Genomic DNA, 16,316 nt, shown 5'->3' on the forward strand with positions numbered 1-16,316 from the left:
GTCGGCTCCTCCCTCATCGGCCAGTCCTACAACCTGCCGCTCAAGAAGGGCCAGGAGACCCCGGACCCCGACCTCAAGTGGTTCCAGGGCCGGCCCGCCAGGGGGCTCGGGACGAACTCGGTCAACACGCAGTACAAGCTCATCCTGTCCGGCGCGACCAACCGGGCGGGTGACAACAAGGACCTGATCGACTGGGTGACCGCCGCCAAGAAGGCCGTCATCAAGGACAACTCGGTGAACGGTTACACGGTCAGGCCCTCCGGGGTGCCCGCCGACGCGGTCACGTCCTCCGGTTCGGGTCTCGACCCGGACATCTCCCCGGAGTACGCCGACCTCCAGGTCCACCGGATCGCGGAGAGGAACGGCCTGTCCGTCGCCCAGGTGCGGAAGCTGGTCGACGAGCACACCGAGGGCCGTACCCTCGGCTTCATCGGTGAGCCCCGCGTCAACGTCCTCGAACTGAACATCGCGCTCAAGGCCCTCGTGGCGAAGAGCTGATGGACCCGGACGCGCCACACGTCAGGGGCCTGGCGGCTCCGCCGCAGGGAGCGTCGGGTCGCACGGGCCGCCGACTTCGCCGGGGCTGTGGTGCCGTACCGGCTGAGCCTGCGAGGGGTGCTGGGCTCAGCCGGTACGGGGTCAGAGAAGGCCGTCGGCGATGGTGCCGAGGGACAGGGCCGGCAGGAAGTTGAGCAGCGCCAGGATGACGGCCGCGGCGGTGGCGAGGACGACGAAGTTGACGCCCTGGGCACGGAGCGTGCCGACCGTGACGACACCTGGCTGCTGCTTGGCCAGGCGTCCGGCCAGGGCCAGGACGCAGACCATCGGAAGGTAACGGCCGGCCAGCATCGCGACCACCATCAGGAGGTTGTGGAAGTCGGTGGCGCCGTTGAAGCCCGCCATCGCGCTTCCGTTGCTGTTGGTGTTGCTGGTGTAGGCGTAGATGAGTTCGGTCAGGCCGTGTGCTCCCGGGTTCCCCATCGAGGACTGGCCGTCGCCGAAGGCGAGCGCGACGCCCGCGCACGCGAGAATCACGGTGGGCGGGATCAGCGCGTACACCACGACCCAGCGCATCTCCCCGTAGCCGATGCGCTTGCGCAGGTACTCGGGCGTGCGGCCGACCATCAGGCCGCCGATGAACACGGCCACCAGGACCACCATGATCAGGCCGTAGAGCCCGCTGCCGGTGCCGCCGGGGGCGATCTCGCCGAGCATCATCGCGGACAGCAGCACCCCGCCGCCGAGGCTGGAGAAGCTGTCGTACGAGGAGTTGGCCGCGCCGTCCGCGGAGCCCGTGGCCCCCACGCCGAAGAGCGTCGAGCCGGGGATGCCGAAGCGGGTCTCCGTGCCCTCGTACTGCCCGCCGACCGCCTGGGTGACCGTGCCGGTGTGCGCGGACTGGGCCAGTGTCGCGGCCGCGAGGAGCAGGCCGAAGAGGATGCCCACGACCGTCAGCAGGGTCCAGCTCTGCTTGAGGCTGCCGATCATCCGGCCGAACATGCGCACGCAGGCCGTCGGGATGAGCAGCATCAGCACGATCTCGAAGGCGTTCGTCCAGCTGTTCGGGTTCTCGAAGGGGTGGGCGCTGTTGGCGTTGAAGACGCCGCCGCCGTCACCGGTGAACAGCTTGATCGGCTCCCAGGAGCCCACCGGTCCGTCCAGGATCGTCTGCCGCGCACCCGCGATCGTGGTGACGGTGTGTCCGTCGCCGAGGCCCTGGACGACACCGCCCGCCATCAGGATGAGGCCGCCGACGACCGCCATCGGGACCAGGACGCGGAAGACCGTGCGCAGCAGGTCGACCCAGAAGTTGCCGAGGTCGTCCGTGGACCGCCGGACCAGGCCCCGGACCAGCGCCAGAGCCACGCAGATGCCGACCGCCGCCGACGCGAACGCCTGGACGCCCAGGCCCGCCATGACGGCGAGATGCCCGGTGGTCGACTCGCCGGCGTAGTTCTGCCAGCTGGTGTTGGTCGTGAAGGAGACGGCGGTGTGCAGCGCGAGCCGCCACGGCATGCCCTCGTGCCCCGTCGACCAGGGCAGCTTGCCCTGAAGGGTGAAGAGGGCGAAGAGCGCCGCGACGCTCATGGCGGAGAAGGCGAGCAGGGCGGTGAGATAGTGCCGCCAGGTCTGCTCCCTGTCCGGGTCGACTCCGCAGACGCGATAGAGGAGCTTCTCTCCCCTCCAGTGCTTCCCCCCGTCGAGCGCGCGGGCCATGTAGTCGCCGAGCGGGACATGGAGCCCCACGACCACGGCGAGGATGATCGATGCCTGGATCCAGGCCGCCATGATCAGGCTCCCTGCTTCGGAGACGACGCGGACCTCGCGGTCGTCGGATACTTGCGGTCGAGCGCGAGGTTCAGCTCGACGACGTTCACGCCCGGCTCACCGAGCACACCGAGAGCGCGCCCGGTGGTGTACTTCGCGATCAGCCCCCGGACGTCGGCGACGCTCGCGCCACGCTCGCGGGCGACGCGCGGCGCCTGGAGCTTCGCGTAGGCGGGGCTGATGTGCGGGTCGAGGCCGCTGCCGCTCGCGGTGACCGCGTCGGCGGGAACGACCGGGTCCGCCGGTGCGTCGCCGCGCACGGGGACGGTCACGGCGCGGCCGTAGTCCGCGCCGGGCTTCGCGCACGTGACACGAACTCCCTGGTACATGGCGAGGAACGGCTGCGCGGGGCATGCCTGGTTGAGGCTGACCACCGCGGTGACACGACCGCTCGTGCCGCCCTCGTGGAAGACGCCGAGGACCGCGCCGACGCCCTCGTCCGTGCAGTACGGGCGCGAACCGTCGACGCCATCGAGGTCGCCGACCGCCTTGCTGCGCCCGCAGACCAGGGTGAGCAGGCTCGGCTTGTCCTTCGTGTCGACGACGGACTCGGGGCCCTGGTTGCCGGCCCCGGACGCCGTGGCGTCGTAGCCCGTACCGGCGTTGGAGGGCCGGGACTGGAAGTACTTCTTGACGGGGTTGCCCTCGGCGTCGGTGAAGGACTGGCCGATGAGCGAGGATCCGGCAGGTTTGCCGTCGGCTCCGGTGACCTCCGACCTGGCGTCGAACCCGGGGACTTGGGCCGCCGCCACCATGGCCAGCGGATAGGCCAGGCCGGTCAGGAGAGTCAGGACGAGGACCACCCTGAGCGCTGCGATGTGCTGGGCGAGCCAGTGTGGGATGCGTGTCATGGTCAGATCCCCGGGATGAACTGGACGAGGGCGAAGTCGATGAGTTTGATGGCCAGGAACGGGACGATCACGCCGCCGAGTCCGTAGATCCACAGGTTGCGGGTGAGCAGGGCCGAAGCGGACGAGGGCCGGTAGCGCACCCCGCGCAGGGCGAGGGGGATCAGCGCCACGATGACCACCGCGTTGAAGACGACCGCGGAGAGGATCGCGGACAGCGGCGAGTGCAGGTCCATGATGTTGAGGCGGCCGAGTCCCGGGTACACGGCGGCGAACATCGCGGGCAGGATCGCGAAGTACTTGGCGATGTCGTTGGCGATCGAGAACGTCGTCAACGCACCCCGCGTGATGAGGAGTTGCTTGCCGATCTCGACAATCTCGATGATCTTCGTCGGGTCGGAGTCGAGGTCGACCATGTTGCCGGCCTCCTTCGCGGCCGACGTACCCGTGTTCATCGCCACGCCGACGTCCGCCTGCGCCAGGGCCGGGGCGTCGTTGGTGCCGTCACCGGTCATCGCGATGAGGTGACCGCCGGCCTGCTCCCGCTTGATCAGCTCCAGCTTGTCCTCGGGAGTGGCCTCGGCGAGGAAGTCGTCGACACCCGCCTCCTCGGCGATCGCCTTCGCGGTGACCGGGTTGTCGCCGGTGATCATCACCGTGCGGATGCCCATGCGGCGCAGCTCGGCGAACCGTTCACGCAGGCCAGGCTTGACGACGTCCTTGAGGTGGACGACGCCCAGCACCTCGGCCTGGCCGTCGCGCGTGGACCGCGCCACGGCCAGCGGGGTGCCGCCGGACGCGGAGACCTGCTGGACGGTGTCCTCGAGCGCGGGCGGGACCTCGCCGCCCTGCTCGCGCACCCACGCGGCGATCGACGCCGCCGCACCCTTGCGCAGCCGCTCGCCGCCGGGAAGGTCGACTCCGGACATGCGGGTGGCCGCGGTGAACGGCACCCACTCGGCGCCGCTCGCGACCTGCTCCGTCAACGCGTACGTCTCGTAGGCGTATTCGACGATGGAACGGCCCTCGGGCGTCTCGTCGGCCAGGCTCGAAAGGAGCGCGGCCTGCGCCAGCCGCTCCAGGGGGACCGCCCCGACCGGGAGGAACGCGCTCGCCCGCCGGTTGCCGAAGGTGATCGTGCCCGTCTTGTCGAGCAGCAGGGTGTTGACGTCACCCGCCGCCTCGACCGCCCTGCCGGACATGGCCAGTACGTTGCGCTGCACCAGCCGGTCCATGCCCGCGATACCGATCGCCGACAGCAGCGCGCCGATCGTCGTCGGGATCAGACAGACGAGCAGGGAGACGAGGACGATGGCGGTGACACCGCTCGTGGTCAGCGCCGCGGTGTCGTGCGCGGCGGCCATCGCGTCCTTGGAAAAGATCGCCATCGGCTGCAGGGTCACGACCGCGACCAGGAAGACGAAGGTCAGCATCACCAGCAGCAGGTTCAGCGCCAGCTCGTTGGGGGTCTTCTGCCGCTTGGCACCCTCGACCAAGGCGATCATCCGGTCGAGGAAACTCGCCCCGGGCTCCTGGGTGATGCGGACGACGAGGTGGTCGGAGAGCACCCGGGTACCGCCGGTGACCGCGCTGCGGTCGCCGCCCGACTCGCGGATGACCGGCGCGGACTCACCGGTGATCGCCGACTCGTCGACGCTCGCCGCGCCTTCGACGACATCACCGTCACCGGGGATGAACTCCCCGGCCGGCACGGACACGATGTCGCCGCGCCTCAACTCCGAGGCGGCGACCGCCTCTTCGACGTAGGCGTCCGCGGCGGCGCCGGGCTCCCAGCCCGCGAGCCGCCAGGCGGTGGTCTGCTGCCGAGTCCTGCGCAGCGAGTCGGCTTGCGCCTTGCCGCGGCTCTCCGCCACGGCCTCGGCGAGGTTGGCGAAGAGCACCGTGAGCCAGAGCCAGCCGGTGATCAGCCAGCCGAAGAGGCTGGGGTGGACCACCGCGATGCCCGTGGTCAGCGCCGCGCCGACTTCGGTCACGAACATGACAGGGTTACGGAACAGGGCCACCGGATTCAACTTGGTGAACGCCTGCGGGAGCGCGCGCCACAACTGCGTCGGATCGAGCATTCCGGCGCCGACCCGGCGCGGCGGGGTCTCGGTCCCCGGCGGAGGGGAGTCCGGCACAGCTGCGGGCAGCGTCGGGGCGGGGGCGGACATCAGAACTTCTCCGGATTGATCAGGGCGAGAACCAGGTAGCCGAGCAGGGCGACGGCCACGATCAGGCCGACGGTGTTTTCGACGGTCATCGAGACCTCGTCCTCACAGGTAGGGGGATGGGCAAGAACCGGACAGGGGCATGGACGAGCAGCCGTGCGGGATCGTCGTGATCCCGGGATCACGCGCATGGCGCCGGTCCGCCGCCGGGCGGAAGCCTCGGCGGCGGACCGGAGTGACAGGGGGTACTACAGGCCGATGTCCCGCCGGTTGATGTCGTCCAGCGACTCGCGTCGCACGAGGACACGGGCGTCACCGTCGGACACCGCGACCACCGGGGGCCGGCCGACCATGTTGTAGCCGGAGGCCATGGAGAGGTGATACGCGCCGGCCGCGGGTACGGCGAGCAGGTCGCCGGGGCCCACATCGCCCGGAAGCGCCACGTCGTCCGCGAGGACGTCACCCGCCTCGCAGTGCCGGCCCACGACGGTGACCAGGCGGGGCGGGACGTCGGACGAGCGCCCGATCAGCCGGGGCGCGTACCGCACCCCGTACAGCGCGGGCCGCGGATTGTCGCTCATGCCGCCGTCGACGGCGACGAAGGTGTGCTCCCCGGTGCGCTTGACCGTGAGGACCCGGTAGACGACGACGCCGGCGGGGCCGACGATCGCCCGCCCGGGTTCGAGGGTGAGCCGGGGCACGGGCAGCCCGGCGCGCGAGCAGCTCTCCTCGAGTTCGGCGCGGACCCGGCCGGCCAGGACGCCGATGTTCAGGCTCTCCTCGCCGGGCCGGTAGGCGATGCCGTGGCCGCCGCCGATGTCCAGCTGGGGGAGGGTGACGCCGTGCTCGTCGCGGACCCAGGCCATCATCTCGACCACACGACGCAGCGCCTCGACGTACGGCTGCACCGAGGAGATCTGCGAGCCGATGTGGCAGTGCAGGCCGACGAGTTCGAGTCGCGGCTGGTCGAGGATCTGCGCGACGGCCCGCTGCGCGGACCCGTCCGTGAGCGACAGACCGAACTTCTGGTCGTCGGTCCCCGTGCGCACCTTGGCGTGCCCACCTGCCGCGATGCCGGGCACCACCCGCACCATGACCTTCTGGCGGGTGCCGGCGGGAGCGATCGCGGCCAGCTGGGCGATCTCCGAGCTGCTGTCCACGACGATACGGCCGACACCGAGCCTGAGCGCCGCGCTCAGGTCCTCCTGGCTCTTGGCGTTGCCGTGCATCACGATCTTCTCCGGCGGGAACCCGGTCGTGACGGCCAGCGCGAGTTCCCCGCCGGAGCAGACGTCGAGACCGAGGCCCTCCTCCTGCACCCAGTGCACCATGGCCCGGCACAGGAACGCCTTGGCCGCGTAGACGACGTCGGCCCCGGGGAACGCCGTGCGGTACGTACGGCAGCGTTCGCGGACCTCCTGCTCGTCGAGTACGTAGACGGGCGTGCCGAACCGCTCGGCGGCCTCGGTGAGGGAGACCCCGCCCACCTCGACGTCGGCGGCGGCGGAGGAGCGGGCGGAGCGGGGCCAGACGGACAGACCGTCGGCGTCCCTCGTGTCGGCGTCGCCGTCGGCGCCCAGGGGGCGGGACGGTCGCTCGAGGGACAGGTCCTGAAGGGGGGCGTCCTGTACGGACATGGTGGCTCCTCAGCCGATCAGCAGGTTCAGGCACGCGACGACGGCCGCGGCACCGGTCACACGCAGGGCACCGACGTGCTCGGGGTGCCAGCGGCGCCAGGAGTTCTCGCGCTCGGGGACCGTGACCGCGGTGCGGTCGGCCGCGGGGGCGGAGAACTGCGGGTCGACGGTGAGGGCGGTGACGCCCAGGGGGGCGGCGAGGGTGCGCAGCGCGGGTTCGGAGAGCCGGATGGAGGCCTGGTCCGGGCCGAGTGCGGCGGTGAGCCTGGCGGCCGAGGTGAAGCCGACGGCCGTACGGTCACCCAGGGGGGTGCGGAAGAATCGGGCGGTGCAGCCCGTGGGCCCCGACCGGACGGGGACGAAGAGAGGTCCGGCCGGGAGACGTTCGGGAGGCTCGGGGTCCTCGGAATGCTTGACTGGAGACATGGTGCTGCTCCTCGAAGAAGGCGACGTACGCCGCCCGGCAAGGCCGCCCGGGCGCTTCGATGAAGCTATGCCCGACCGGCCGGATGCCGGGCCCCTCACTGACGCATGCTTGACGGGAAGCCCCCGACCCATAACGCGACGCTGACGGGCGGGAGGATGCCTGGTCAGCGGCGCGCCCGAGGCGGCGGGGAGAACCGCACCGACCTCACCGCCGCCGCTGACCGGCGGGACGGGGGTGGCGGGACGCCGGTCGCCGGCCGCGAGGGCTGACACCGACGCGGGATCTCCGCTGCACGGGATCCCGGTACAGGGCATGATCACGCCTGTGGGTGTGATGTATGACTACTTCTCCGCGGCCTCGGACGAGTCGGCCGCCACGACCATCGATCTGCCCGGCGGACCGGACGGCGCGGGAGCGCAACTGCCGATGCCCGTCTCCGAGATAGTGCGACGGTACGGGCGCGACGGCCTTCGCGAGCTCCTCCAACCGCGGCTTCGGCTGGCCGAGACGGGGTTTCACGTCGTGGCGACCAAGGGGTTCGACTCGACGACCGACCTCGGAGCGATCGAGGGGATCCTGACCGGTGTCGGCTTCGACGAGTTCCTGGGCCGGCCCCGAACCTCCCACTCCGTCGCCGAACGCGACGGAGGCGAGCGCCTGGTGCTGACCATCAGCGATGAGCTCCAAGACGTGCTGGCGAGGGCGGAGGCTGCCGCCTTGACCGCGGCGGCGCGGGAGTGGGTTGAGGAGCAGGGGTCCGGAGACAGCGATGTGATCGGCGGCCTGCTGCGGGAGTTGGCGGAACTCGCCCGTGGGGCACAACGGCGCGGGGAACGCCTGTACTGCTGGATCTGCGTCTGATGGATCTGGGTTCCGCACCATCGGTGGACTGATCGGCGGGGCCGTCACATCAGCCGGCCGACCGCGTGGCGTGTACCTCACTGCTACGGCTGCGGGCGACCTTCCACCTTTCCTGACGGCCTCGCACGCCGCGCGTCCTCGGGACGCGGCGGCGTGCGAACGGCCGTGCTGTCAGCGGACTTCGTCGAGCCTGCCGGTGGCCACGTCGAAGACGAAGCCCCTGACGCGGTCCTTGTGCACGATGAAGGGGTCCGCCTTGATCCGGGCGATGGACTGCCTCACGTCCGTGTCCAGATCACCGAACGCCTCCGCCGCCCACGGCGGACGGATCCCGGTCTCCTTCTGGACCGCGTCCTTGAAGCCGTCGTCGGTGAACGTCAGCATGCCGCAGTCGGTGTGGTGGATGAGGATGATCTCCTCGGTGCCCAGCAGGCGTTGGCTGATGGCGAGCGAGCGGATCTCGTCCTGGGTGACCACACCGCCGGCGTTGCGGATGACGTGCGCCTCCCCGTCGTTGAGGCCGAGGAGCCCGTAGACGTTCAGCCGTGCGTCCATGCAGGCCACGACGGCGACCTGCTTGGAGGGAGGCAGCGGGAGCGGGCCGGAGAAGGTCTCGGCGTAGCGGGCGTTGTTGGCCAGGAGTTCATCGGTCACGGACATGGTCGACCTCGGTTCTCGAGCGATGCGGATCGGGCGGGAGAGGAGAGGATGAGCCCCGCGTGCCCGGAGCGCCGGGCACGCGGGGGCGTGCTCACACGTCCCGGCGACAGAACACGTCGAAGAGGTCCACACGACGCGAGGGCCAGAAGCCCGTCAGCGTGGCGACGAAGGTCGGCATCGGTCCAGTGAACCCCCTCGGCGGCCGAGTCGGCAATGCAAAGGGTGTTCGGCCGGGGCTTCACCGCACGCGCGATGTTCCAGAGCGTGGACAGCCGCTGGTGCGGTGCGCTCTCGCTGCTGTACAACTTCTCTCGTGATCCACGAAACCTTGGTGCGCCGTCTGGTCGTCGACCTGTGCCGCCGTTCCGTTTCGTGTTGTTGATCCTCCACGTCTGAGGTGCCGTAGCAGTCCGAGGGCGGCTTCCCCGCGGCTGCCGTCACCTGTCCGCGCCTTGTGCCCCGCCGCCTTGCGTGCGGGTGCGTTCGTCGTTCCCTTTCGAGGCCCGTGGAGGTCCTCCGTGTCCACAGCACCCGCTGTGCCCGAGATCCTGCCCGACACCGGCGACAGCGATGCGGCCCGCTCCCGCCGCCCGGCCCGCTCCCCGCCGGCGGCTTCGACCCGTCGCCTGGCGCTGCCGCTCGGTTCTGTCCTGCTGTTCCTGGTCGTCTGGCAGTCGGTGGCGGCCACCGGCGCCTGGAGCGAGACGCTCGTCCCGCCGCTGGCCTTCGCCCCCTCATGATGAGGATCCGCCATGCCCGCACCCACTCCCGCCGGTCACCGCCACGAAACCGACTACGACCGCCACAGGCTGCGCCAGTGGCTGGCCGGTGAGGCCAGGGCCGACGGGGTCACCCGCCGTCGACTGCTCACCCTGCTCGCCGTCACCGCCGCCGGAACCGCGTTCGGCATCGGGCGGCCCGCCCACGCCGCCGACAGTCAGATCGTCAAGCCCCTGCCGCCCGAGTGGTTCATCGCGCGCGGCACCAACGCCGAAACCCGCTGGGAGGCACTGCGCGGCACGGGTCACCACACCCCCAACGAGCTGTTCTTCGTGCGCAACCACACCACCACCCCCGTCCTGGAGGCCGACGACTGGCGGCTGCGGCTGTGGGGGAGCGGCCTGCGCGGCACACCCGGTGAGGACCGGCCGGTGGAGTTCGGCTACGACGACCTGCGTGCCCTGCCGGCCGTCACCCGTACCGCCTTCGTCGAGTGCGCCGGAAACGGCCGTTCCTACTACACGACGCAGCAGGGCGAGACGGTCACCGGCACCGCGTGGACCCTGGGAGCCATCGGCGTCGCACGCTGGCGCGGAGCGCGCCTGTCCGACGTGCTGCGCAGAGCCGGGCTGTCCTCCCACGCCGTGGACGTGCAGCCGCGCGGCCTGGACGCCGAGTACGTCAGCGGCGGTGAGAGCCTGGGCCGGGTACGCCGTCCACTGCCGCTGTCCAAAGCGCTGGACGACGTCCTGCTGGCGTACGAGATGAACGGTGAGCCGCTGCCGTACGACCACGGGTATCCGGTGCGGGTGCTGGTGCCCTCCTGGGTGGGGATCGCGTCGATCAAGTGGGTGGGTGACATCGAGGTGTCCGCGCAGCCTCTCTTCTCGCCCTGGAACACCACCTTCTACCGCCTGTTCGGTGCCGCCTATCCGGAGGGCGGCAGCGAGCCGCTCACCCGGCAGGCCACGAAGAGTGCCTTCGAGTTGGCGAGCGGGGCCACGTTCGCGGCGGGCCGCAGACACGTCCTGCACGGCCGGTCGTGGTCGGGTGCCGGTGCTGTCGCCCGGGTGGACGTGAGCACCGACGGCGGGGCCAACTGGCGGCGCGCGCGGCTGCACGACCGGCCCCGCTCGGGAACCTGGACCCGCTGGACCCTGGGTTGGCGGCCCGACGCGCCGGGCGCCACCCACCTGCTGGCCCGCGCCACGGACACGGCCGGGCGCACGCAGCCGGACATCGCCGTGCCCAACACACAGGGCTACCTGTTCGGTGGGGTGGTGCGGCATCCGGTGAGCGTGGTGTGAGGACCGGTCCCGGCCGATGCCGAACGGCGCCGGGGCGACGTCACCGGCCCGGTCCCGCACGGCGACCATGGCCCCGCCCGCACCTGGGCCGGGCCTTGGCCGCATTGACCACGGAATGCGTGGAACGCGCATGTCGGGGGCTGGACTTGAATCAGATCATCGCCGTGGCGCCGTTGGGACATGTCACACCTGTGACACCTGAGAGGCGTGACGCGAGCTCCGTCATCAGCGGACTCTGTCACACAACGTGTGACCGTACGCTGAACGAAAGGTGCTCGGCCGATGACATGGATCCGCCTTACGGCGGCTGTATCAACAGGGCTGCTGCTGACCACCGGGAGCGTGCAGTCCGCTTCCGCCCGGACGTCCCAGGACAGTGTGGCGAAGTCCTTCGCCGCGCCGGGGGCCCACGCCGAGACGGTACGACTGGTGACCGGGGACCGAGTGACGGTCACGCCCGGCGCCGACGGCCGCTCCATGGCGTCGGTGGAGCCGGGACCCGGCCGGGACGCGATCGTGTTCCGGACGTACCAGGAAGACGGCGGCGACCTGACGGTGCTGCCGTCGGACGCCGCGGACCTGGTCGCCGCCGGCACGCTCGACCGGCGTCTGTTCGACGTCTCCACGCTGATAGCCCAGGGCTACGACGAGGCCGGCACGACCGCGCTGCCCCTGATCGTCTCGGCCGACCCGAGCGCCGACGTGGCCCGGACGACGGCGAAGAGCGAGAAGGCGGCGGCCGCCCTCGCGGACCGCGTCGCCGCGTTCAACGACGCGTCGGCCCCCGCACGCACACTGAAGAGCATGCACGCGCGGTCGCTGCGCGTCGCGGACGACGACCTCGGCGCCTTCTGGAAGGCGCTGACCCCGGGAACCGCCGAGGGCGCCGCCCGTGCCGCCGCGACCCCGCGGGTGTGGCTGGACGGCCGGGTCTCGCCGGTGCTGGACCGCAGCACGGCGCAGATCAACGCGCCGGCCGCGTGGAAGGCCGGGTACGAGGGCCAGGGCGTGAAGGTGGCGGTGCTGGACACGGGTGTGGACGCCACGCACCCGGATCTGGCGGGCCGGATCGCGGAGGCCAAGGACTTCTCCGACAGCGCGAACACCGTGGACCACTTCGGCCACGGCACGCATGTGGCGTCGATCGTCGGCGGTACGGGTGCGGCGTCCTCCGGCACCCGCCGTGGTGTGGCGCCGAAGGCCGAGCTGCTGATCGGCAAGGTGCTCGGTGACGACGGCTACGGTTCGGAGTCGCAGGTCATCGCCGGTATGGAGTGGGCCGTCGCCGAGCACGCGAAGGTCATCAACATGAGCCTGGGCTCGGACTCCCCGACCGACGGCACCGACCCGATGAGCCAGGCACTCAACACGCTCTCCGCCGACGCCGACACCCTCTTCGTGGTCGCCGCGGGCAACGCCGGTGAGAACGGCGACTCCACGATCGGTTCGCCCGGCGCGGCCGACGCGGCGCTGACCGTGGGCGCCGTGGACCGCGACGACTCCCTCGCCTCCTTCTCCAGCCGCGGCCCGCGCCTCGGCGACAGGGCCGTCAAGCCGGACGTGACCGCTCCCGGCGTCGGCATCGTCGCCGCGCGTGCCGCGGGCACGACGATGGGCGGCCCGGTCGACGCCAACTACACGGCCGCCTCCGGTACGTCGATGGCGACACCGCACGTCGCCGGCGCTGTGGCGCTGCTGGCCCAGCAGCATCCCGGCTGGACCGGGCAGCAGTTGAAGGACGCGCTCATCAGCACCGCGCACACCGTCTCCGGTGAGCGGGTGACCGAGCAGGGCGGCGGGCGGATCGACATCGCCTCGGCGATGGGCGCGGTCACGGCCACCGGCAGCATCACGCTGCCGGCCCTCCAGATCGGCGGTGGCCGGCAGCAGTCGGCGACCCTGCGCTACACCAACACCACCGACCGCGCTGTCGACTTGAAGCTGTCGGTCGCCCTGGCCACCTCCGACGGCGTCGCCCTGACGGCCGGTGTCGTCACGCCCGGCACCACCACCGTGCACCTCGCCCCCGGCGCCATTGCCGACGTGCCCCTGAGCACCGACGCGAAGAACGCCAAGCGAGGCGCGTACTACGGCTACGCCACCCTGACCGGTGCCGACGGCGCCGTCGTCGCCCACACCACGCTCTCCCTGGTCGTGCGCGCGCCGCTGCACCGGCTCACCGTGATCACCCGCGACCGCGCCGGGAAGGTGCTGCCGGGCTGGCTGCCGACCATCTGGGGCCAGGACGGCTTCGTGTCGTACACCAGCGCCGAACCCGCCGTCGCCGTCGTCGAGGAGGGCACCTACCAGGTCGACTACAGCAGCCTGGACAACGCCGCCGACGGCCAGGAACTGGTCGCGGTGATCAACCCGCAGGTGACGGTGGCCAAGGACACCACGGTGACGCTGGACGCCTCCAAGGTCACCGAGGTGCAGATCCGCACACCCAAGCCCGCCGAGCAGCGCGGCATCCTCAGCTACCAGACATACCGCAAGATCGCCGGACACGGCCTGATCCAGGGCGTGATGTTCTTCGACGTCGCCAAGCGGATCTACGTCAGCCCCACCGCTCAGGTCACCGACGGCACCTTCGAGTTCGCCTCACGCTGGCAGATGACGGCCCCGCAGCTGCGGGTGAAGGTGTCCGGCAGCTCCACCGGCTTCACCCCGTACTACCTGCCCACCTCCCCGGCCTTCGACGACAAGGGCGCCCGGCTGACCGCGGTGGACGCCGGCGCGGGCACCGCCGCCGACCTCAAGGCCGCCCACGTGCGGGGCAAGCTCGCCGTCATCCGGTACGACTTCGGCAACGACACCGAACTGGCGAAGGCCGCCGCGGACGCCGGGGCCAAGGCACTGATGCTGGTGATGCCGCAGGGCTTCTACCCCTGGACGCGCTGGCAGCCGGACGGCGACCGCCTTTCCCTGCCCATCATGCGGGCCGGCTCGAAGGAGGGCACCGACCTGCTCAAGCGCGCCGGACAGCGCACCACCACGGTCGAGTTCTCCGGTACGGTCAAGAGCCCCTACCTGTACGACGTGATGCAGGTGTCGCAGCAGCGCGTTCCCGAGCACGTCGTGTACACGGTCACCGACCGCAACAGCGCGGTCGTTCGCGCCACTTACACGCGCACCGGGGCCTCGGCCTGGGGCAGCGAGCAGCGCTTCGGATGGCGGCCCTACCAGGACACCGCCTGGAACCAGTACACCCGCGACGTTCCGATGGGCCGGGAACGCGTGGAGTACGTGACGGCCGGCGACACGTGGTGGACGCACACCGTGCACCACAACACCGTCGCGGACCGTGACATCGAGCTGGGCGTCGGCATGCGCGACGCCGCCCATACCTACAAGCCCGGACAGCGGGCCACGGAGCGGTGGTTCGCGGCCCCGGTGCGCCCGTCGATCCCGCACGGAGTGACAGGCTGGCCCGCCTCGGTGCGCAACGGCGACACCCTGTCGCTGTACGTCCCGGAGTTCGCCGACTCCCAGGCCGGCCACTGGTCGTTCGCCGAGGCGGGCGCGTTCGGCGGCGGTGGAGTCGGCACCCGATCGCCCGCGGCGGCCGACGCGAACGACGTGACCCGAGCCGAACTTTACCGCGCCGGCACGCTCGTGGCGAAGTCCGACAACGGAGCGTGGGGCGCCTTCGAGGTGCCCGCGGGCAAGGCCGGCTACCGGCTCGACCTGACCACCGCCCGTACCTCCGCCGACTGGCGGTTCGGCACCGGCACCAAGACGTCCTGGACCTTCACCTCGGACAGCGCGGCGACCGCCACGCTGCTGCCGCTGCTCCAGGTCGACTACGACGCTCCGGTGGACGCCCAGAACGCAGTGGGGCCGAACCGGTCGTACTCGCTGGGGCTGGGCGTGCGTCTGCCGGACGGCCTGCCGGCTCCGCGCGGGGTCACCCTCAAGGCCGAGGTGTCGTACGACGACGGCTCGACCTGGACCACCGCCCGCACGAAGCGGCTCGGCAACGGTACGGGCTTCACCGCCACCGTGGAGCGGCCGGCCCGGGTGCACCGCGACGCGTACGTGACGCTGCGGATCACCGCGACGGACAGCGCGGGCAACAGCGTCCGCCAGACCGTGGACCGCGCGTTCCTGCACCGCGGTTCCTCCACGGGACGGTGACGGCGGACCGCACCGGCGACTGAACAGGCACGGCGGGTGCCCGGGCGACCAGCCCCGGGCACCCGCCTGCTTGTCCGGACCGTGCGCCGTGCGCGGAGGGGCCCGAGGCCCCGACGGCCAGGGTGAGACTCAGACCGACGCCCCGGCGACAAATCCCGCTGTGACGTGCACGGTGCGCGGACGCGCCCGCCCGTCGATCTGCTCCAGCAGGAGTTGAGCCGCGACGCGTCCGACCTCGCGCGCCGAGTAGCGGATGGTCGTCAGACGAGGCCTGACGAGGGCGGCGAAGTCGATGTCGTCGTGGCCCACCAGAGCCACGTCACGGGGGATGTCGAGTCCGAGCCGCTCAGCCGTGTCCATGGCGCCGACCGCCGTGACGTCGTTGACGCACAGCACCGCCTCGGGCGGACATGAGGAGAGCATCAGGCGCTCGAAGGCCTGTGCTCCCGCCTCGCGGGTGTGCTCGCCATGGACAACGTTTTCCTCGGCCATCGACAGCCCCGCGGCGGCCGCGTGTTTTCTGATGCGGTCCAGTCGCGGATCCCCGCCGGTGGCATCGCGGGGTCCCGCGACGACACCTATACGGCGGCGACCTGTGCGGGCCACATGCGCCAACGCCTGCTGGATGGCGTCGTCCGCGTCGGGAGTCACCAGATCCACGTCCCCGAACGGTGTGTCCGCGCTGACGACAACGGGGATTCCGGCGCCACGGAGCACATCGAAGGCATCGGGGGGCAGCCGGAAGGGCGTCATGACGACGCCGGCGACCTGCTGTTGCACGGTCTCCTGGAGAAACGTCAGCTCTTCCTCACGGCCCGCCTCGGTATTGCACACCACGACGTGGTAGCGGCGGCCTCGCAACTCATCCTGAAGGGAGCGGGCGAGTAGTGCGTAAAAGGGATTCGCGATGTCCGGGACGATGAGGGCGATCATCATCGATCTGCCCGTACGCAGGGTCCGGGCAACGGGGTTGAGCGTGAATCCGAGCCGATCGATCGCGCCGAGCACCGCCTGACGCGTTTCCTCCGCGACGGGCCGCTTGCCGCTCAGCACGTAAGAGACCGTTGCCGACGACACCCCCGCAGCCCGCGCGACGTCGCTCATGTTCACCCGCTGCCGCACCTCGCACACCCCTTCCTCGGACGCAACTCTACTTGCGCCACCGGACCGGTGAACGCCGCTCGGCGGCGCCGCACCGAATCCGTGGGGAGTGTGATCAA

At 71.1% G+C, this 16,316-nt stretch carries 13 protein-coding genes; 5 read left to right on the top strand and 8 right to left on the bottom strand.

Features of this window, described 5'->3' with window-relative positions:
• On the top strand, positions 1 to 498 hold a 498-nt coding region (locus ACWCQK_RS37415), incomplete at its 5' end, for a potassium-transporting ATPase subunit C (protein WP_451162970.1).
• 141 nt (positions 499 to 639) lie between these two features.
• Here ACWCQK_RS37415 and kdpA read toward each other — a convergent pair.
• The 6 genes from kdpA to ACWCQK_RS37445 all read right to left on the bottom strand — a co-directional run bounded on the left by kdpA (position 640) and on the right by ACWCQK_RS37445 (position 7,410).
• Positions 640 to 2,289 (bottom strand): potassium-transporting ATPase subunit KdpA, encoded by a 1,650-nt coding sequence (kdpA, locus tag ACWCQK_RS37420; RefSeq protein ID WP_451162972.1) that lies wholly within the window; start codon positions 2,287 to 2,289, stop codon positions 640 to 642.
• A 2-nt stretch (positions 2,290 to 2,291) separates the two neighbouring features.
• Positions 2,292 to 3,179, bottom strand: coding sequence for a potassium-transporting ATPase subunit C (locus tag ACWCQK_RS37425; protein WP_451162974.1), 888 nt, complete (start codon positions 3,177 to 3,179; stop codon positions 2,292 to 2,294).
• Positions 3,180 to 3,181: 2 nt separating this feature from the next.
• Positions 3,182 to 5,350: a potassium-transporting ATPase subunit KdpB gene (gene kdpB, locus ACWCQK_RS37430; protein WP_451162976.1), complete on the bottom strand. Its 2,169-nt coding sequence runs from the start codon at positions 5,348 to 5,350 to the stop codon at positions 3,182 to 3,184.
• Entirely contained in the window at positions 5,350 to 5,439 is a 90-nt protein-coding gene (gene kdpF / locus ACWCQK_RS37435; RefSeq protein ID WP_451162978.1) for a K(+)-transporting ATPase subunit F, read from the bottom strand. Before kdpF ends, kdpB begins: the two co-directional genes overlap by 1 nt.
• A 156-nt stretch (positions 5,440 to 5,595) precedes the next feature.
• Positions 5,596 to 6,984: a diaminopimelate decarboxylase gene (lysA, locus tag ACWCQK_RS37440; RefSeq protein ID WP_451162980.1), complete on the bottom strand. Its 1,389-nt coding sequence runs from the start codon at positions 6,982 to 6,984 to the stop codon at positions 5,596 to 5,598.
• A 9-nt stretch (positions 6,985 to 6,993) separates the two neighbouring features.
• Positions 6,994 to 7,410 (bottom strand): SAV_915 family protein, encoded by a 417-nt coding sequence (locus ACWCQK_RS37445; RefSeq protein ID WP_451162982.1) that lies wholly within the window; start codon positions 7,408 to 7,410, stop codon positions 6,994 to 6,996.
• Positions 7,411 to 7,735: 325 nt separating this feature from the next.
• Between ACWCQK_RS37445 and ACWCQK_RS37450 the strand changes: the two genes are divergently transcribed.
• Entirely contained in the window at positions 7,736 to 8,272 is a 537-nt protein-coding gene (locus tag ACWCQK_RS37450; RefSeq protein WP_451162984.1) for a hypothetical protein, read from the top strand.
• Between the two features lie 171 nt (positions 8,273 to 8,443).
• On the opposite strand, the gene ACWCQK_RS37455 is transcribed toward ACWCQK_RS37450, so the two are convergent.
• On the bottom strand, positions 8,444 to 8,932 hold the full coding sequence (locus ACWCQK_RS37455; protein ID WP_451162986.1) for a beta-class carbonic anhydrase: 489 nt from the start codon (positions 8,930 to 8,932) through the stop codon (positions 8,444 to 8,446).
• Positions 8,933 to 9,450: 518 nt separating this feature from the next.
• On the opposite strand from ACWCQK_RS37455, the gene ACWCQK_RS37460 reads away from it, so the two are divergent.
• The 3 genes from ACWCQK_RS37460 to ACWCQK_RS37470 all read left to right on the top strand — a co-directional run bounded on the left by ACWCQK_RS37460 (position 9,451) and on the right by ACWCQK_RS37470 (position 15,096).
• A complete protein-coding gene (locus tag ACWCQK_RS37460) occupies positions 9,451 to 9,672 on the top strand; it encodes a hypothetical protein (protein ID WP_451162988.1) in 222 nt (73 codons plus the stop codon).
• Positions 9,673 to 9,684: 12 nt separating this feature from the next.
• Positions 9,685 to 10,959, top strand: a complete 1,275-nt coding sequence (locus tag ACWCQK_RS37465; protein ID WP_451162990.1) for a sulfite oxidase — start codon at positions 9,685 to 9,687, stop codon at positions 10,957 to 10,959.
• Positions 10,960 to 11,241: 282 nt separating this feature from the next.
• The gene (locus ACWCQK_RS37470; RefSeq protein WP_451162992.1) at positions 11,242 to 15,096 is read left to right on the top strand and encodes a S8 family peptidase; all 3,855 of its coding nucleotides are present in this window, start codon (positions 11,242 to 11,244) and stop codon (positions 15,094 to 15,096) included.
• 129 nt (positions 15,097 to 15,225) lie between these two features.
• Here the strand turns inward: ACWCQK_RS37470 and ACWCQK_RS37475 are convergent, their stop codons facing one another.
• A complete protein-coding gene (locus ACWCQK_RS37475; protein ID WP_451163016.1) occupies positions 15,226 to 16,200 on the bottom strand; it encodes a LacI family DNA-binding transcriptional regulator in 975 nt (324 codons plus the stop codon).
• Positions 16,201 to 16,316: the final 116 nt, after the last annotated feature.

The organism is Streptomyces sp. NPDC002306 (assembly GCF_053593435.1).